This is a genomic window from Nocardia sp. NPDC060255, assembly GCF_042727395.1.
Lineage (GTDB): Bacteria > Actinomycetota > Actinomycetes > Mycobacteriales > Mycobacteriaceae > Nocardia.
Genome location: NZ_JBHXAU010000012.1, coordinates 1 through 17,624, shown reverse-complemented (window position 1 = coordinate 17,624; position 17,624 = coordinate 1). Strand labels below are relative to the sequence as shown.

The 17,624-nt window shown below is 67.1% G+C and carries 17 protein-coding genes; 14 read left to right on the top strand and 3 right to left on the bottom strand.

What is annotated here, in order from left to right; translation table 11 throughout:
* The first annotated feature begins 123 nt into the window (after nt 1-123).
* The 4 genes from ACFWF1_RS22085 to secG all read left to right on the top strand — a co-directional run bounded on the left by ACFWF1_RS22085 (nt 124) and on the right by secG (nt 4,397).
* Entirely contained in the window at nt 124-390 is a 267-nt protein-coding gene (locus ACFWF1_RS22085; RefSeq protein WP_379291979.1) for a hypothetical protein, read from the top strand.
* Nucleotides 391-1,200: 810 nt separating this feature from the next.
* Nucleotides 1,201-2,121, top strand: coding sequence for a DMT family transporter (locus ACFWF1_RS22080; RefSeq protein ID WP_379291980.1), 921 nt, complete (start codon nt 1,201-1,203; stop codon nt 2,119-2,121).
* A gap of 386 nt (nt 2,122-2,507) precedes the next feature.
* A complete protein-coding gene (locus tag ACFWF1_RS22075) occupies nt 2,508-4,103 on the top strand; it encodes an MFS transporter (RefSeq protein ID WP_379291981.1) in 1,596 nt (531 codons plus the stop codon).
* Between the two features lie 60 nt (nt 4,104-4,163).
* Nucleotides 4,164-4,397: a preprotein translocase subunit SecG gene (secG, locus tag ACFWF1_RS22070; RefSeq protein ID WP_357392034.1), complete on the top strand. Its 234-nt coding sequence runs from the start codon at nt 4,164-4,166 to the stop codon at nt 4,395-4,397.
* On the opposite strand, the gene ACFWF1_RS22065 is transcribed toward secG, so the two are convergent.
* The gene (locus ACFWF1_RS22065; RefSeq protein ID WP_379291982.1) at nt 4,384-5,517 is read right to left on the bottom strand and encodes a YbfB/YjiJ family MFS transporter; all 1,134 of its coding nucleotides are present in this window, start codon (nt 5,515-5,517) and stop codon (nt 4,384-4,386) included. The two genes, secG and ACFWF1_RS22065, sit on opposite strands and share 14 nt — an antisense overlap.
* A gap of 69 nt (nt 5,518-5,586) precedes the next feature.
* Here ACFWF1_RS22065 and ACFWF1_RS22060 point away from each other — a divergent pair, with 69 nt between their 5' ends.
* Complete coding sequence (locus ACFWF1_RS22060; protein WP_379291983.1) at nt 5,587-6,483, top strand: LysR family transcriptional regulator; 897 nt, start codon at nt 5,587-5,589, stop codon at nt 6,481-6,483.
* 727 nt (nt 6,484-7,210) lie between these two features.
* On the opposite strand, the gene ACFWF1_RS22055 is transcribed toward ACFWF1_RS22060, so the two are convergent.
* Nucleotides 7,211-8,059, bottom strand: a complete 849-nt coding sequence (locus ACFWF1_RS22055; protein ID WP_379291984.1) for an SDR family NAD(P)-dependent oxidoreductase — start codon at nt 8,057-8,059, stop codon at nt 7,211-7,213.
* Nucleotides 8,060-8,113: 54 nt separating this feature from the next.
* Between ACFWF1_RS22055 and ACFWF1_RS22050 the strand changes: the two genes are divergently transcribed.
* From ACFWF1_RS22050 to ACFWF1_RS22040, 3 genes are all read left to right on the top strand, one after another.
* Nucleotides 8,114-9,103 (top strand): alpha/beta fold hydrolase, encoded by a 990-nt coding sequence (locus ACFWF1_RS22050; RefSeq protein ID WP_379291985.1) that lies wholly within the window; start codon nt 8,114-8,116, stop codon nt 9,101-9,103.
* A gap of 173 nt (nt 9,104-9,276) precedes the next feature.
* A complete protein-coding gene (locus ACFWF1_RS22045; protein ID WP_379291986.1) occupies nt 9,277-10,518 on the top strand; it encodes an MFS transporter in 1,242 nt (413 codons plus the stop codon).
* Nucleotides 10,519-10,590: 72 nt separating this feature from the next.
* A complete protein-coding gene (locus ACFWF1_RS22040) occupies nt 10,591-11,193 on the top strand; it encodes a hypothetical protein (protein WP_379291987.1) in 603 nt (200 codons plus the stop codon).
* A 9-nt stretch (nt 11,194-11,202) separates the two neighbouring features.
* On the opposite strand, the gene ACFWF1_RS22035 is transcribed toward ACFWF1_RS22040, so the two are convergent.
* A complete protein-coding gene (locus ACFWF1_RS22035) occupies nt 11,203-11,709 on the bottom strand; it encodes a hypothetical protein (protein ID WP_379291988.1) in 507 nt (168 codons plus the stop codon).
* Between the two features lie 433 nt (nt 11,710-12,142).
* Here ACFWF1_RS22035 and ACFWF1_RS22030 point away from each other — a divergent pair, with 433 nt between their 5' ends.
* The 6 genes from ACFWF1_RS22030 to ACFWF1_RS22005 are packed head-to-tail and all read left to right on the top strand — an operon-like array spanning nt 12,143 to nt 17,446.
* On the top strand, nt 12,143-13,576 hold the full coding sequence (locus tag ACFWF1_RS22030) for a sensor histidine kinase (RefSeq protein ID WP_379291989.1): 1,434 nt from the start codon (nt 12,143-12,145) through the stop codon (nt 13,574-13,576).
* Nucleotides 13,573-13,989: a roadblock/LC7 domain-containing protein gene (locus tag ACFWF1_RS22025; RefSeq protein WP_150408408.1), complete on the top strand. Its 417-nt coding sequence runs from the start codon at nt 13,573-13,575 to the stop codon at nt 13,987-13,989. Before ACFWF1_RS22030 ends, ACFWF1_RS22025 begins: the two co-directional genes overlap by 4 nt.
* Entirely contained in the window at nt 13,986-14,357 is a 372-nt protein-coding gene (locus ACFWF1_RS22020) for a DUF742 domain-containing protein (protein WP_357392043.1), read from the top strand. The genes ACFWF1_RS22025 and ACFWF1_RS22020 overlap by 4 nt, the downstream gene beginning before the upstream one ends.
* Nucleotides 14,338-14,952: an ATP/GTP-binding protein gene (locus tag ACFWF1_RS22015; RefSeq protein WP_379291990.1), complete on the top strand. Its 615-nt coding sequence runs from the start codon at nt 14,338-14,340 to the stop codon at nt 14,950-14,952. Before ACFWF1_RS22020 ends, ACFWF1_RS22015 begins: the two co-directional genes overlap by 20 nt.
* Nucleotides 14,949-16,229: a cytochrome P450 gene (locus ACFWF1_RS22010; protein WP_379291991.1), complete on the top strand. Its 1,281-nt coding sequence runs from the start codon at nt 14,949-14,951 to the stop codon at nt 16,227-16,229. The genes ACFWF1_RS22015 and ACFWF1_RS22010 overlap by 4 nt, the downstream gene beginning before the upstream one ends.
* The gene (locus ACFWF1_RS22005) at nt 16,226-17,446 is read left to right on the top strand and encodes a cytochrome P450 (RefSeq protein ID WP_379291992.1); all 1,221 of its coding nucleotides are present in this window, start codon (nt 16,226-16,228) and stop codon (nt 17,444-17,446) included. Before ACFWF1_RS22010 ends, ACFWF1_RS22005 begins: the two co-directional genes overlap by 4 nt.
* Nucleotides 17,447-17,624 lie beyond the last annotated feature (178 nt).

The window sequence follows — 17,624 nt, the reverse complement described above, 5'->3', positions numbered from 1 at the left end:
GGTATCGATTGCGCGGATGCGCCGCCGATATGGTGCTGGCCGGGGCGCGGACTTCGCGGTGCTTCCGTCCGGCGCACCGCGAATGCGCTTCTCGGAGAACATGAATGGGTGCACGGTAGGTGGTTGCTGAAACTCCGTGTGCCGGAGCCGGTTACGCTCGCCACGTCATACTCGGCATGGAACGACCACCTCGCTTACACCCTCGGCGACCCGCATGGCACGGCTGAGATGGACTGGACCGGTCGGTTGCACACCGACTGGGACGAACATCAGGTGACGATCCCCGAGCTGCGTTCCGAGTGGATCGTGCGAGCGCGGCCCTACTCGCCAGACGCCGAGACCGCAGCCAGGATCGCAGCGGATCCATTGCTACGCACGAAAGAGCTGTAGTCGTGCGAGGACAGCGCCACCTTTCAGGTCGGGGCAACGGCGAGGATTACCGCAGGTCTCGTGCTCCCCACGCAAGCACTTTGAATGCGGGCGACAAGCCGTGCTGCCAGGCGCTAGGCTCGGCTTCGTGCACCGACGCTTTCCAATCTCCCCGCCGCCCGCCTCCTGAGCGAGGTGTAGGCGTACTTCCGTATTAGCCCCAGCCACGCGCGTTCCGACGGGCCGTGTCGGGTGGTGCCTGTTGCTGCGCGTTCACTACGGCGACTTGCGGCCTGCGCAAGCCGAGTTCGGCGGTGCTCATTCCGCGTAGCTGAGCGTTCGTTGCGGCGCTGCGCGGTCCAGTGGGCCGTGTTGGGTGGCACCTGTTCTGCGTATCTGCGTCCGTTGCTGCGATGTGCGGACTAGCAGGCTGAGTTCGGCGGCGTTCGTTCGGACTCGCTGCGGCGAATACGTAGTCCAGTGGCCGTGCCTGTCGGCGTTGGTTCCGCGCACATGCGATTCGCATGGCGATGCGTGGCGGGCAGTGCTGGTTGGTCTACGTTCTGCGGGACCTGCGGATTCGCTGTGGTGACGCGTGGTTTATCGGGCCGTGCCGGTTGGTGTACGTTCCGCGGACCTGCGGATTCGCTGTGGCGATGCGCATCTCGGCGGGGCCGTGCCGGTTGGTGTTCGTTACTGACACTTGCGCGTTCGTTGCGGCGATGCGTGGTCTGCGGACGGACGGTACGGGCTTGTGCGTCTGTTCGGCATTCGTTGTGCACCTCGCTTCCGCGACCTCATCCCTCTCTGTCGCAGGAGCGCGAAACCATCATGTCCATATCTCTGTCCACGACCGGCCGTTCCGGGCTGGTCTACCTTGTCGGTGCCGGAATGCTCTGGGGCACCGGCGGTTTGCTCGGTACTCTGCTCGGCCGGGCGACTGGGTTGTCACCGATTGCGGTGGCTACCTGCCGGCTTGCCGTCGGCGGGCTGTTGCTTGTTGCTCTACTTGCCGCAAAGCGGCAGCCGTGGCCACGAAATCTCTTGGCCTGGCGCAGGATCAGCGCGGTCGCCGTGCTGGCCGCTACCTTCCAAGCGTGCTACTTCGGAGCGGTGGCGGCATCATCGGTCAGTGTCGCCACGCTGATCACCATCGGTGCGTCACCGGTGGTGGTTGCGCTGCTCGAACAGGTCACCGGCCGCCGCGCCGTAGATCGCAGGCGGGCTGCGACAATCGGGCTCGCCCTGTCCGGATTGGCGCTACTGGTCGGCGTGCCCTCCGAGGACGTGGGATCGGCCGGACTGCTCGCCGGTGCTGCCCTCGCCGTCGTGGCTGCGAGCGCGTTCGCGACGGTCACCGTGATCAGCGCCCGGCCGGTACCCGGCCTCGACCCGATGACCACGACCGGCCTCGGATTCACCGGCGGCGCAGTACTACTCGCCCCACTGGCGATCACCACCGGAATCACCTTCGCCCCGAACATCGGCAGCTTCGCCCTGCTCGCGGCCCTCGGATTGGTGCCGACAGCGATCGCCTACACCCTGTACTTTCGCGGCCTGCCCGACGCCGGACCAGGCACCGCCGCGATCCTCGCGCTACTCGAGCCGCTGACCGGCGCCATCCTCGCCGCCATCGTCCTCGGCGAACGACTGACCCCACTGGGCATGCTCGGTGCCGCCCTGCTCACCGTGGCACTGATTCTCACGAGTAGTCACCCGAGTACCAGCGAAACAACGGACCGGATGCATTGAGCGGCAACCGATCCACGCGTGCCGTGTGCCGAGGCCGACATCGGCTCGCGGCATGATACCGGCCTCATCGTGTCGGTCACCGTAAGGAGAGTCGGCGATATCCACGACAGCGATTTGAAATCGCCTCGAGCGACGCCGCTTCCGGGCATGGTGCCGGTACCGGTGAATAGCTGCTGCGTCGGTGCTGGCGGACGTGATGTCAGGTGGCTCGGAAGCGGCGGTTCAACAGTGCGTTACGTACCACGCACCCGGCTGAGCCGCCGCATTCCACCGCGCTGATAGGCCGGATCGTCCCCGGCGAGGTGACCAGGCGCGGGCCAGCAGCGACGACGTGCCGTCCGTACCGGCGCGGCGCCCCTGCCGTTCGGATGGCTAAGCTTCGGTGAGTGATCACCGCGCCTAACACCGCTGTCTCGACCTGGGCTCCGTTGAGGTCGAGGGTGTATCGCGCCTTGTGGATCGCGCAGCTGGTGTCGAATCTGGGCACCTGGATGCAGACCGTCGGCGCGCAGTGGGTGTTGGTCGACGAGCCGAACGCGGCCGTGCTGGTGTCGTTCGTGCAGACCGCGATCACGCTGCCGGTGATGCTGCTCGCCATTCCGTCCGGTGTGATCGCCGACCTGGTCGATCGGCGCAGGCTGCTGCTCGGCGCGCAGTCGACGATGGCGGTGCTCGCCGCAGTGCTCGCGGTGTCGACGGCGACCGGGCACACCACCCCGTCGGTATTGCTCATTCTGCTGTTCCTGATCGGCTGCGGGCAGGCGCTCACCGGCCCCGCCTGGCAGGCGATTCAACCGGAACTGGTGCCGCGCGAACAGATTCCGTCGGCGGCCGCGCTCGGCAGCATGAGCATCAATATCGGGCGCGCGGTGGGGCCCGCGATCGCGGGCGTGCTGGTCTCGCTGTCCGGGCCGACGTTCGTGTTCGTGCTCAACGCGGTGTCGTTCGGCGGCATCGTCGCGGTGCTCGCGCTGTGGCGCAGGCCCGCGACGGATCGGCGGCTGCCGAGCGAGCGCCCGTTGGCGGCGCTGCAGGCCGGGACCCGGTTCATCAAGGCGGCGCCCGCGATCCGGCGGGTGTTGCTGCGCTCGATCCTGTTCATCGCACCGGCGAGCGCGGTGTGGGCGCTGCTGCCGGTGATCGCGCGTGACGAGCTCGGGCTCGGCTCGTCCGGCTACGGGCTGATGCTGGCCGCGCTCGGCATCGGCGCGGTGCTCGGCGCCCTCGGTTTGGGGCGGCTGCGCACGCTGATGACGCCCACGCAGCGGCTGAGCACGGCCGCCGTGCTGTTCGGGATCGCGTCGGCGGGGACCGCGGTGCTGCATGTGGTGCCGCTGGTGTTGGCGCTGCTGGTCTTCGCCGGTTTCGCCTGGCTGCTCGCGATGTCGACGATGAACTCGACCATGCAGTTGCTGCTGCCGGCATGGGTGCGTGCGCGCGGGCTCTCGGTGTATCTGCTGGTGTTCATGGGTGGGCAGGCGATCGGTTCGCTGGTCTGGGGTGTGCTGGCCGGCGCGGCCGGGCCGGTGTTCGCGCTGCTGACCGCGGCGGTGCTGCTCGGGCTCTGCGCGGTGAGCACGGTGTGGCTGCCGATCAGTCACAACGCGGAGAACCTGGATCAGACGCCCGCGGCGTTCTGGCCGGAACCGCAGGTCGTCGTCGAACCCGATCCGGCCGACGGACCGGTCATGGTGCTGCGCACCTACGACGTGCCGCCGGAGAATCTGGACGAGTTCATGACCGCGATGGTGTTCGTCGGCCGGTCCAGGCAGCGCACCGGTGCGATGGAGTGGCGGCTGTATCGCGATATCGGCGTGCTGGACCGCTACGTCGAGGCGTTCGTGGTCCGGTCCTGGGCCGAGCACATGCACCAGCACCAGGTCAGGCTCACCGCGCAGGATCAGATCCGCGAGCAGGAGGCGTACAAATTCACCATTGGGGACGACCAGATCACCCACTTGGTCGCGATCTTGCCTGCTTAGGATCGCCCTTGCCGAGTGCCTGATTCGGTGGGATCGGATCGTCCGCATACACTGTCCGGCATGCGGATGTTCCTCGATATCCTCCTGATCATCGCCAGCGTGCTGCTGGTGCTGCTGGTGCTGCTGCACCGCGCCAAGGGTGGAGGTCTGTCCAGCCTGTTCGGCGGCGGTGTGCAGTCCAGCCTCTCTGGCTCGACCGTTGTGGAGAAAAACCTCGACCGAATCACTGTCTTCACCGGGCTCGTCTGGCTCATCGCCATCGTCGGCATCGGCTTGGAGATCAAGTTCGCCTGATCAGGCGCGTCACCACACCGGCCGCGATCGTCGCGCCCACCAGCACGATGGTGGCGATGACGAACGCGGCCGGATAGCTGTCGCCGATGACCGGCGCCACCACCAACGGACCGAGCATCTGCCCCGCGCCATAGACGGCGGTGAGTGGTGCCGCCGCGTCGCCGTCCGAGAGTTCACCGCCGATCCGGATCGCCAGCATCACGATGCCGACGAAGGTCGCGCCGAACAGCGCCGCCGACAGCAGGGCAGGCCACACCGCGGTCGACATGGCGGGCAGCACCGCCGAAACACACTGCGCCAGTAGCGCGATCGGCATCGCGACCGCCGGACTCCAGCGGCGCGCGGCGACACCCCACAGCACGGTGGCCGGCACCGCGGCCGCGCCGACCACCACCCAGATCCACGCGCCGACGACTTGCCCGCGTTGATCACTGACCGCTGCCACCAGGAACGTGCCGATCACGATGTACCCGAGGCCCTCCAGAAAATAGGAGACCAGCAGCGCCCGCCACGCACCCTTCGACCGGATGGTGGCCTTGCCCGTGCGGCGACCGGGCTGGATATCGAGCCGTAACGCGGGCAGCAGCAACACCACGGTCAGCGCGGCCGAGACCAGCCACATGCTCTGCCAACCGAGGAACGGTCGCACCGCCAGCACCAGCAACCCGGTGAGCGCGATGCCGAAACCGACTCCGCTGATGGCGATTCCGGCCGCGTCCCGACTGCTGCCGTGTCTGGCGGCGACCCCGGCGCACGCGACGAAGATGACGGCGCTGGTGACACCGGCGATAAGGCGAAGTGCCGCAGGGAAAATCGTTGGTGCGGGCACGGCCATCAGCAGTTCGCTGACGATCAGCAGCACGGCGGAGATGCGGAAGATGGTGCGGCTGTTCAGTTCCGGCCAGCGCGTGAGCAGGATGGCGCCGAGTAGATAGCCCGCGTAGTTGGCGGTCGCGATCACCGCGCCGTCATTGGTGGTGATCTGGTGCGCGTCCACCATGATCGGCAGCAGCGGCGTGTAGACGAACCGGCCGACACCCATCGCGGCGGCCAATCCTGCGGCGGCGGCGAAGGCGGGTGCGAGGCTGTGGCGCGGTGCGGGGGCGAGGGTTGCGGTCACTACAGTGACCGTACGGTCTGGTTTTTCGTCTGTGAAATGCTTTCTACGCACCATGTATACGCTGGAAGCATGGACGAAGGTGCGCTGCCGGACGGCCGGCTTTCGTCTGCCGCGGGCGGTCGGCGCGTAGGCGGGTCGGCGAATATCGAGCTACGGCATCTTCGTGCGTACGTCGCGCTGTGCGAGGAGTCGAACTACACGCGTGCGGCCGTCCGGCTCCACCTGAGCCAACCCGCGCTGACCAGGACGATCCAGCAGTTGGAGCGGCAGATCGAGGGCCGGCTCATCGAACGCACCTCGCGGCGCTTCGAACTGACCGAGGAGGGTGCCGAACTGCTGGTACACGCCAGGCGAATCCTGGCCGACGTGGACACGGTCACCGCGCAGCTCCGGTCCCGCGCCGCCGTCGAGGTGGGCTTCGCCTGGCTGCTGCCCACCCCCTGGCTGGCCGCGACCCGCCGCCGCTATGAGGCACTCGGCGGGCGCGTCACGCTACGACGCATCGATGATCCGCTGGCCGCGCTCGATGCCAGGTCCATCGATATCGCGTTATACCGCGGCGAGACTCCACTGCCCGGCCATCTCGAATCGCGGATGATCGCCACCGAGCAGCGGATCCTCGCCGTCGCCGCGAACTCACCGCTCGCGACGGCGACCGACCTGCGCTGGGCCGATCTCGCCGGATATCCGCTCGTGGTGAACGTGGTATCCGGCACCACCCACGCCGAATCATGGGATCAGCGCGACCCGAACCGCCCGCTCATCACCTGCCGCAACTTCGAGGAGTGGATCGAACTGGTCGCGGCAAACCGCGGCATCGGCGGCGCCCCCGCCCTGGCCCGCACCCGCGCACCCCATCCCGGCGTCGTCTACCTGGACATCCCCGACGCCCCACCAACCCACGTCTACCTCGCATGGCAAACCACCCCCTCCCGCGCACTCCAACGCTTCCTCGCCGTCACCTAACCCTCACGCCAACAAGACGCGCACCCTCTCTCGGGACCTGCACTCGCTTTAGGGCCCTATTCCGAGTGCAGATCCCGAGTGGCAGTGCAGATTTCGCCGACAGTGCCACTCCGGGGTCCCGTTGGCGGTGCACCCGCACACCCTCGGTCAGCCGCATAACTCGTGCGCAGGGAGGGCTTCCTTGCCGTTGGTGGCGCGGATCTGCACTGAGACTCGGGACCTGCACTGGCTTTAGGGCCCTATTCCGAGTGCAGGTCCCGAGTAAGGGTGCAGATCTCGCCGATAGCGCGATCCCGAGCTCTGTTGATCACGACGGCGGTGGTCGGGCCTTCGTGGGATTCGGTGGTGGTTGCCGCGTATGAATTGTGTAGCCGCGCAGGGTATTGCTGGCAATTTCGAGCGCGGCTGCATAACTTGTGCGCGAGGAGGGCTTGCTCGCTGTTGGTGGCGCGGATCTGCACTGGGACTCGGGACCTGCACTGGCTTTAAGGCCATAGAGCCAGTGCGGATCCCGAGTGGGGGTGCAGCTGTTGCTGGCTGGTGCTCAACGGTCTGTGGGAGGTGTGGGCGCGCTGTCGAAGCGGCGAATGCGGGAGGCTAGGCGCGGCCGACTGTGGTCGCCCGCTGTCAGCGGCGGGGATCTGCACCCTTTCTTGGGCTTTGCCCACTGCGGACGGCCAGAGACGGTGCGGCTCTTAGGGCAAGGTGTGGAAGCGGTGCGGGTGGGTTAGTCGGCGCGGGGGATGCGGCCGTCTAGGTCGGTGAAGGCGTAGGCGTCGGCGAGATCGGCTACGCGCCAGGCGGATCCGGTGCGGGAGCGGCGGTCGGGGTCGGTGGCCAGGGCGACGACCGCGCGGCCGGGGAAGTGTGGGGTTTCTGCCTGGGCTAGGTCGAAGGTGCCTTCGCCGGGCAGGGTGACCAGGCGTTGGCCTTGGGCATCGGCCGGAACCAGTTGCAGGAGTTCGGTGTCCACGATGCCGGGCCACAGCGAGACTACGGTGACTTTGGTGTCGGCGAGGTTGTGGGCCATGTCGGCGGTGAGGCGGTCCAGTGCGGTTTTCGCGACGCCGTATACCGCGTTGTGCATGTAGCGCTGTGCGCCGGGTGACGAGATGTTGACGATCAGGCCGTCCGACTCGATCAGCAGTGGTGCGGCGAAAACGCTTGCCACGTAATGGGATCGGACGCCGATGTCGAAGGTTTCGTCCCAGGCTTTCGGCGGGACCTCCCAGAACGGTTTGCCGAGCCAGCGTGCCGCGGCGGGGGAGTTGTAGACGTTGTTCACCAGTACGTCGAGGCGTCCGTGGTCGTCGCGGATCTGCTGGAACAGGCGCTGCACCGCCTCGTCGTCGCGGTGATCGCAGACGAACGGCACGCCGACGCCGCCCGCCGCATCGATCGCGGCGGCGGTCTCACCCACCGTGCCGGGCAGTCGGCCCGGCGTATCCGAGCGCCCGGTGACGTACACCGTCGCACCCGCCGCACCGAGTTCCAAGGCGATGCCCTTGCCGATGCCGCGACTCGCGCCGGTGACGACGGCGATCTTGCCGGTCAGTGGGTTAGGTATTCCGCTCACGACTTCAGCACACTACCGTGAAACGAGAACACGTTCTAGGTTTTGGAGGCCGCAGTGGAGTTGACGCATCGGTTCGTGACGACCAACGGCGTCCGAATGCACGTCGCCGAGCAAGGCGAGGGATATCCGGTGATCTTCTGCCACGGCTTTCCGCACACTTGGTTCATCTGGCACAACCAGTTGGCGTCGGTGGCTGCGGCTGGATACCGGGCCATCGCGCCGGACCTGCGCGGTTACGGGCAGACCGATGTGCCGACCGACGTCGAGTCCTACACGAATCAAGCGGTGATCGGTGACCTGCTCGCGCTGCTCGACGACATCGGAGCCGAACAGGCGGTGTTCGTCGGCTTGGACTTCGGCGCGGCCCTGGTGTGGGAGTTGGCATTACGCGCGCCGGAACGAGTGCGCGGCGTCATCGTGCTGAACAACCCCTTCGCGCCTCGCCCGCCTCGCTCGCCGTCCCAACTCTGGGCGAAAGCCGCCGCGCGACACTTCCTGCACCTGCACTACTTTCAGACCCCCGGTGTGGCGGACGCCGAACTGGCCGCTCGCACAAGGGAATTCCTGACCCGGGTCTACTATTCGCTCAGCGCCGACTATCACTACCTCGACACCTGGCAGTTTCCGGCGGAGGGTACCGGATATCTCGACGTCCTCCCGGAAGCCCCTGCGCTGCCATGGCGCTGGCTCTCCGAAAGCGAATTCGACATCCTGGCCCAGGATTTCGAACGTACCGGGTTCACCGGCGGCCTGAACTGGTATCGCGCCCTCGACCGTAATTGGGAACTCACCGCCGACTATGCCGACGCTTCCGTCACTGTCCCCGCCTATTTCATGTACGGCGACCACGACCCGGACATGGAAGGCTTCAGTGGCCGCGACCCGCTCACGACCCTGCGCAACTCCGTCCCCGACCTGCGCGAAGTGACCAAGATCGCCGACGCGGGCCACCTCGTCCAACTGGAACGCGCGCCCGAAGTCAACAACCTGGTCACCGCCCACCTGCGCGAACTCGTCACCAATCCATCCGACGTGCCCGCGTAGCACCGCAGGACCATCGCAGCTACCACCAAAGGTGTTGTCCGGCCTGACTGTTGGCGCTATTCGCTGGACGCGACTCAGAGCCGCCGAACCGAAAATCGTTTGTGGTTATCTGGACGATCGATGATGATCGCTGTGGCAGGGGTGCGATCAGGTTCGTCGGGGAGGGCGGAATCGTGAGTCAGTCGGAAATCGGCGAGAGTTCGCCCGGCTATCTGGATCTACTGCGGCCGCAAGGTATTCCGTTGCTGTTCGCGGGCGCGTTCATCGGCCGAATGTCGGTGGGGATGATCCCGGTCGCGGTGGTGCTGTTCATTCAGCAGGCCACGGGATCGTTCTCCGTCGCGGGTCTGACGATGGCGGGGTTCGCGATCGGCATGGTGGTGGCGGGGCCGGTTCGCTCCTGGATTTCCGTTCGGGTCGGGCACAGTGCAGCGCTGTTGGTGTTGTCATTGGTCAGCGGATCCGCGTTGCTGGCGCTGGTACCGGCCGCGCACAGCGACAGGTCATGGCTGCTGGCCGCATTGGTGACGTTATCGGGTTGCAGCGCACCGCCGTTCGGTGCGCTGATGCGGGTCGGATGGTCACGGAAATTGCCGCAGCAGTGGGTTGCTCGTGCGTTCGGGTTGGACTCGGTCGTCGAGGAATCGACTCTGGTCGTCGGGCCTTTGGTGGCGACGGGGGCGGTGGCACTCGCGGGGCCCGGTGTTGCCGTGCTGGTCGCTGGTTCGGTGTGTGTCCTCGGTGGGTTACTGATGGCTTCGGCGGCGGAGAAGGGGCGTCTGGAATCTGCCGAGAGCAAGGCCGGTGGTGGCAGACTCTTGGTGGTGGCCATGCGAATTCGGTGGTTGCTGGTGGTTTTCGCGGGGGTCGGGTTCACGATCGGTGCGACGGAGGTGACGGTGCCTGCTTTGGCGACCGACGCCGGTCGCGCCTCGCTGGCGGGCGGGCTGCTCGCCGTGCTGGCGTTGGGCAGCGCGGTTGCCGCACTGCTCTACGGTCGTCGGGACTGGAGCATGAGCGCCTCGGCGCGGCTGATAGTTTTTGCGCTGCTGCTGGGATCGGCTGCCGCGCTGCTTGCCACCGTGCACGGACTCGGTCTCGCGGTTCCGCTGCTGGTCTTGGTCGGCGTTGCGATAGGTCCTGCGGTCATGACGGTATATCTGCTGGCCGACGCCCTGACCGAGGGAGCGGCCGCCAAGACCCACAGCGCGATTCTGGTCAACGTGGCCTGCAACGGCGGATCTGGGCTGGGCGCGGCCGTGGCCGGGATGGTTATCGCCGATTTCGGTGTCAGCCGGGCATTCCTGTTGTCCGGCAGCGCAACCGCGATCGCAACGGGTTTGGGTTTCGCACTCTTTGTTCGCGACCGGCAACCGGCGCGCCTGCCGAGTGCGGCGACTGACTACCCGGCGTGATCGCAGCCGATGGTGCCAAAGGCCCTCGGCTGGTGCGCCGTTCGTGTCGGTGGGTGTCGCTAATGTTCGATCATGAGCTACAGCCTGAGCGTTTACGTCGTCGAGTTGGATAGGGTCAGAGCCGCGATCGGTTCGCGGGACGACAAGCTCCGGCGGATGATCGGTGGCCGGTTCAAGGCGCAGTTGGCGCATGCCGACGACTGGTTCGCCGAGGAGATCGCCCACGGTGCCCCGGCGCGCTACGACGCGGTGCGTGCGGTCATCGACGGTGGGCCGTTCGATCCGGGCTACGGCTTTCAATACGCGTACGCGTATCAGACGATCTGCCAGTTCTACGGCCGATTCCTGGACAACCGCTACTTCTCGCCGTTCCGTGGCAGCTGGCTGCAACAGGTCGACGAGGGGCTCGCCGAACTCGGCATCAAGGCGATCAGCCTCGCCGATTTCGTCTACCACGCGCTACCTGCCGCCCTGCCCGAACCGGAGGAGCTACCCGGCTACGGCGAATGGACCCCGGAGCAATGCGCGGAAGCCCTGGTGCAATGGGAATCGACCACCCTTCGACAGCGTGAGGAGATCGACCACGAGGTGCTCGCCGCGATCGAATCGTGCATGGAGTGGATCCGGGAGGCGCAGGCCAGGCCGGGCTGGGGGATCGCGGGCTTCTTCGTCTGAGGGTGGAGCTCAGCGGTATTCGTCTTCCCGCTTCGGGTAGTCGGCCCACTGTGGCAGCGGTTCGTAGTCCAGGTAGGCGGTGAGCCGATCCAGCAGATACTGCCAGCGCGGGCCGATTTCGCGTGCGTCGGCCGGGCTGACATGACGACGGACCAGTTCGACATTGGTGACCACGCCGACCTGAGTCATCCGAATCTCCAGCAGACACCCGTCGATGTGCACGATCAACTCGTGCGGCGCCTGGCAGTGCCCGACCCGCACCGCGACCGGACGCGACACCGGTCCGTCCATGGGTTCGATCGTCAGATTCCCGCTGCCGCCCGACACCGCGCCGAGCCAGCGCGCCAACTGCCCGCGATCGGTCGCCGCCGACCACACCTCGAGCACCGGCTTGCGGAACGATCGCAGATAGTGCAGGAGCACGAGTTCGCCGTCCGCCGCGCGATCGTGCTCCGGCCGAACCTCGCCGAGCATGGACATCATCGTCACCCCGTGCCCTCCACTGCTGGTCGTCACCTGCCATTGGCTATCCAGTATTCCCCGGTCGAATCCGAATCGTGGGGATACGGGTCCGGCGTGCCAACACGGGATTCGGCGTTGCGTCGACGAGGACAACGGACGGCGGCAGTGTGACCGCCGTGTGACGAAGCGATGATGGGAAAACTGCCGATCGGTAGCAGGCCGGTCCGCAACCATCGTTGAAAAATAAAGTAGCGCAATACAATACAACTATTGTGCAACCTGCTAACACCGCATATTAGATGCGTTCGCCGAGATGCGGAACCGGTTGGTGGTCTGTACATTTGGTGCAGCCCGAACTGCGCAGAAGGGGTCGGGACTCGTAGAGCATGCCTTCGTCGTGAACGTGAGTGCGAAAGTACGGAACTTGTCACAGTCATTGAATGCGCCGGAAGGCGAGCGTCGGGAACCACTCTTTCGACGTCTGCGCATGCCCTTGTTAGCCCTGCTCACCTGCGCCGCGATCACCTCGGTCGTCGTGGTGATCGCGGTGTACTACGCGCCGACCGACTTCCGCATCCCGCTCACCGCGGGCGCGGTCACCGCCGCTATCGCGTTGTGCGCCACGGCAACTGCGGCCGTGCACTATCGCGGTGCCGCCCGGCGGGCCCGGGAGTCCGCGGCGGCGATCACCGCCGAGGCGACCGCCAGGATGGCGGCCGCGAGCGAGGCCGCCGGCGTGCACGCGTGGGAAGCGAAGAGCAGCGACAGTCGCCGGTCCGCGGCGATGGCGGCGTTCGCCGGTGCGGCGGGCCGCATGCAGGCGATGACCACCAGCATGCTCGCCGAATTGCGCGAGATGGAGCACCGGCACGCCGACCCCAAGGTGCTCGCCGACCTGCTGCACTTGGACCATCGCACCGCACAGGCGGGCCGCCTCGCCGACAGCATCGCCGTACTCAGTGGCGCCCGATCCGGGCGGCGCTGGGCCAAACCCATTGCCATGGAGTCGATCCTGCGTGGCGCGATGGGCCGCGTCGCGGGCTATCAGCGGGTCCGGTTGCGCGCCATCGCCGAGATCGCCATCGCCGGTCACGCGGCGGAGGGCGTGATGCACACGCTGGCCGAACTGCTCGACAACGCCTGCAATTTCTCCCCGCCCACCACCGAGGTGCACGTCTACGCCGCCGAGGTGCCCGCAGGCGTGGTGCTCACCATCGAGGACAGCGGCCTGGTGATGAGCGAATCGGCGCTGCGCCGTGCCGAACAGACCGTGTCGAACGCGCCCCAGGACGGGCGCGGCCAGCGTTCGTCGGACCTGTCGTCGTTGAGCGGCACCCGGCTCGGTCTCGCGGTCGTCGGACACCTCGCCCGCAAGCACGGTCTCACCGTCTCGTACCGGCCGTCCGCCATCGGCGGCACCGCGGTGGTCGTGGTGGTACCGCGGGATCTCACTGCGCGCGTTGACCGTTCACAACCGGCCTCACTCGCCACCAACCCGGCGATACCGACCTCGACGTTGCCCAGTGCGACCTCGCCGGTCGCCCTCGCAGCGCGGCCCGTCGCCCCGACACTCCAGCCCGTCGCGCTGACACCCCAGCCCGCCGCGCCGACAACCCTGGCCGCCGCGCCGACAACCCTGGCCGCCGAACAGGCGCCGCCGGAACCCGAGGCGCTGCCCGAGCCCGCCACCGAGCACACCAGCATGGGCCTGCCGAAACGGCGCCGCGGCAGCACGCTGGCCGCGGTCCACCCCGCCGGTCTCTCCCTACCCTCGCTCGACGCGCCCGCGGCGACCCCGCCCGCGTCGACACCGGCGGCCTTCGGTGCGTTCCAGCGTGCGTTGGCCGGTCGTGACACCGACAACTCCGCTGCCGCAACACCTTCCCCGTCCCCTACCGTTGCCGTGGAGAATGATCGATGACAACGTCTGTTCCGTCGCAACTCAGCTGGCTGCTGGAGCAACTGCTCGCCCGCACCCCGCGCACCCGCCACGCGCTACTACTCTCCGGCGACGGCCTCAAGATCTGCCACACCCCGGAACTCAGCATGGACAAGGCCGACCAGCTGTCGGCCATCGCCGCGGGCATCCAGAGCCTGTCGCACGGCGCCTCCGTCGAATTCGGTGACGGCAGAGGCGGTGTGCGCCAGTCGATGACGGAGTTCTACGGCGGCATCCTGTTCATCGTCGAAGCGGGTCTGGCCGCGCACATCGCGGTCGTCGCCGCCGAGGACGCGGACGCCGGCCTGGTCGGGCACAACATGCGGGAGCTGGTCGAGCAGCTAGGCCATCATCTCGCGTCCAAGCCACGAGTCGGGGGAGCGAGCGTGTCGTGAACAGGCCAGGGCGCGACGACGATCCCGACCGGCTCTACACACTGACGGGGGGACGCAGCAAACCGGACTCCGACAGCTTCGACCTGGTCACCCTGGTGGTCAGCGAATGCGATCCGACCCAGGGCATGCAGTCCGAGCACGTCGCGATCCTGGACATGTGCCGCGCGCCCACCGCGGTCGTCGAGATCGCCGCCGAGCTGCGCATCCCGGTCGGCATCGCCACCATCCTGCTGTCGGACCTGTTGCACGCAGGCAAGATCACCGTCCGGCATCCGAGCAACGGCCCCGCTTACCCTGACGCGCCGTGGAATTCGGTGCCCGACTCCACCACCCTCGAGAAGGTGCTCGTTGGACTCCGCAACCTTTGACGCTCGGCCCGCCCGCGCCGACGCCCCGCTGAACAGCGCGACCCGCCAGGGACTGAAGATCGTCATCGTCGGCGGTTTCGGGGTCGGCAAGACCACCATGGTTCGCGCGGTCAGCGAGATCCGCCCGCTCGACACCGAGGCGACGATGACCAACGCGGGCATCGGCATCGACGATCCGAGCGGTGCGCCGGGCAAGTCGACGACAACGGTCGCCTTCGATTTCGGGCGCATCAGCATCGACGCCGAAAACGTGCTCTATCTGTTCGGCGCGCCGGGGCAGGAACGTTTCTTCTTCCTCTGGGATCGATTGTTCTCCGGTGCGCTCGGCGCGATCGTGCTGGTCGACCAGCGCCGGATCGCCGACTCCTGGTACGCCATCGACCGCCTCGAAGCCCAGCACACCCGATTCGTGGTGGCGTGCAACAACTTCGGCGGGCCCTCTCGGCTCGACGAAGTCCGCGACGCCCTTGACCTGGATCCGCAGGTGCCGCTGGTCGACTGCGACGCCAGGTCGCGCGAATCCTGTAAGAGCGTGCTGATCAGCCTGGTCGAGCACATCTATGCCGATGCACCGCGAGCGGAGACCGCATCATGACCATCTCGAGCGCAGCATCCTCGGCTGCCACCGGCGGCTGCCCGGTCAACCACGACGCGGTGCCGCTGAGTGGCCCGCGGTTCCACACCGATCCGCAGCACCTCTACCGGGAGATGCGCCGCGAGCACGGGCCGGTCGTCTCGGTCGAGCTGCCGGGCAATGTCCCGGCGTGGCTGGTCATCGGCTACCGCGAGCTGCATCAGGTCACCAGCGATCCGGAGCTGTTTCCGCGCGACGTCAGCCTGTGGAACCAGTGGCCGAACATTCCCGAGGATTGGCCGCTGCTGCCGATGGTCGGGCAGCCGCGCCCGTCCATCTATTTCACCGCAGGCGCCGAGCATCGTAAGCATCTGGCGATGGTCGAGCCCGCGCTGGAATCGGTCGATCCGTTCGAATTGCGCCGCACCTGTGAGGAATTGGCCGACCGGCTGATCGACGGGTTCTGCGGCCGGGGCGAGGCGGACCTGGTCGCGGAGTTCGCGGTGCCGATGCCGGTGCTCGCGCTCGCCTGGGCGCTCGGCTTCCCCGACGAGGACGGGCCGCGGCTGGCGTGGAGCATGAAGGCGCTCGCCGACGGTGGTGCCGACGCGCAAGCCGCGTACGGGCGGTACTACGAGCAGATGCAGCAGGTGCTCGCCTCGAAGAAGGCGCGGCCGGGCACCGATCTGGTGTCGCGGATGCTGGCGTATCCCGGTTCGTTCAGCGACGAAGAGTATGTGCAGGACCTGATGGCGGTCACCGCCGCGGGGCACCTGCCGACCGCCGACTGGATCGGAAACTCGGTGCGGCTCATGCTCACCGACGATCGGTTCGCCGCGGCGCTCGGCGGCGGGCGGCGCAGTGTCGGCGAGGCGATGAACGAGGTGCTGTGGGAGGACACGCCCACCCAGATCCTCGCCGGGCGCTGGGCGGCGCGGGATACTCGGTTGGCGGACAAGGTGATTCGGGCGGGGGACATGCTGCTGCTCGGACTCGCGGCCGCCAACGCGGATCCGCATGTGCGCCAACATCTTGTCGACGGTGTCGAACCCGCACACACCGGTAACAGTGCGCACTTCGCGTTCAGCTATGGCGAGTACCGGTGCCCGTTCCCGGCTCAGCAACTGGCCGAGATCATCGCGCGGACCAGCATCGAGGTGCTCCTCGATCGGCTGCCCGATATCGATCTCATGGTTCCCGCGCAGAACCTGGTGCGCCGCCCGTCGGCGTTCCTGCGCGGCATGACTTCTTTGCCGGTTCGTTTCACCCCAGTTCGTGCAGTCGGAGGTACCCCGTGACCCAAACATGTCCATTCGCCATCGATCCGATGGTCGGTGACCTCGCCGGCGAGACCACCTATCTCCGCACGAATGGCCCGGTGGCGCGGATCGAACTGCTCGGCGTGCCCGCCTGGACGATCACCGAGCATGCCGTGGCCAGGCAGCTGCTCGTCGATCCCCGGCTGATCAAGGACATCAGCGGCTGGTCGCTGTGGAACTCCGGTGTGGTGACGCGGCAGTGGCCGTTGATCGGCATGATCGATGCCGGCCGGTCCATGTTCACCGTGGACGGGGCCGAGCATCGGCGGCTGCGGATCAAGACGACGCAGGCGTTGTCGCCGCGTCGACTAGAGGAGATCCGGCCCGTCATCGAGCGACTAACCGCCGAACTGCTGGACGATCTCAGCGCCTCGAGCAGTGGCGATGCTGTCGTCGATCTCAAAGAGGTCTTCGCGTACCCGCTGCCGATGCGCGTCGTCGGTGAGCTGATGGGGGTGGATCGCGCCGATCACCCGATGCTGCTCACCTGGTACAAAGCGTTCTTCTCGCTGGTCACCCCGCAGGACGAGCGGCTGCGGGTGATCGATGAAATGGATGTCTACTACACGGATTTGGTGCGCAAGAAGACCGCCAACCCCACCGACGATCTCACCAGCGCCCTCATCCTGGCCGCCGACGGCGGCGAGCCGCTGACCGAGGAGGAAGTGGTCGGCAACCTGAAGGCGCTGGTCGCCGCCGGTCACGAGACCACCGTCGGCCTCATCCTCAACGCCGTCCGCGCCCTGCTGGCCCGGCCCGAACAACTGGACAAGGTGCGCAGCGGCGACATCGAGTGGAAGCAGGTCGTCGAGGAAACGCTGCGCTGGGACAGCCCCGTCAGCCACCTCCTGATGCGCTTCGCCACCGAGGACATCACCATCGGCGACACCGTGATCGAAAAGGGCGAGGGCGTCGTCATGTCCTACCGCGCCATCGGCCGTGACACCGCGGTCCACGGGGAGAACTCCGACGACTTCGACATCACCCGCTCAACCGCCAACCGCCACTTGACCTTCGGCCACGGCCCGCACATCTGCCCCGGCGCCGCCCTCTCCCGCCTGGAAGCCGGCATCGCGTTGCCCGCCCTCTTCGACCGCTTCCCCAACCTCCGCCTCGCGGTGCCCGACGAGGAAATCCGCAACCTCCCCGTCCTCACCCAAAACGACCTCGCCGCCTTCCCCATCCACCTGGGCTAGCCCGCGCACGTGTACGCGCCGCTCACGTGAACGGCATCTGCACTCTCACTCGGGATCTGCACTCGGAATAGGGCCCTATTCTCGGGAGTGTCCGGGAAACGGTGGATTTGATCTTGGTCTGACACGCCGAGCGTTGCTTGGCGGGAAGGATCGATGATGAGCGAAACACTGGATCCTA

Bases quoted from the DNA above. Each gene is read 5' to 3' on its own strand.
- ACFWF1_RS22040 (WP_379291987.1), top strand. From the start codon at position 10,591: ATGAGCTACAGCCTGAGCGTTTACGTCGTCGAGTTGGATAGGGTCAGA.
- ACFWF1_RS22010 (WP_379291991.1), top strand. From the start codon at position 14,949: ATGACCATCTCGAGCGCAGCATCCTCGGCTGCCACCGGCGGCTGCCCG.
- ACFWF1_RS22030 (WP_379291989.1), top strand. From the start codon at position 12,143: ATGCCCTTGTTAGCCCTGCTCACCTGCGCCGCGATCACCTCGGTCGTC.
- ACFWF1_RS22025 (WP_150408408.1), top strand. From the start codon at position 13,573: ATGACAACGTCTGTTCCGTCGCAACTCAGCTGGCTGCTGGAGCAACTG.
- ACFWF1_RS22080 (WP_379291980.1), top strand. From the start codon at position 1,201: ATGTCCATATCTCTGTCCACGACCGGCCGTTCCGGGCTGGTCTACCTT.
- ACFWF1_RS22060 (WP_379291983.1), top strand. From the start codon at position 5,587: ATGGACGAAGGTGCGCTGCCGGACGGCCGGCTTTCGTCTGCCGCGGGC.
- secG (WP_357392034.1), top strand. From the start codon at position 4,164: ATGCGGATGTTCCTCGATATCCTCCTGATCATCGCCAGCGTGCTGCTG.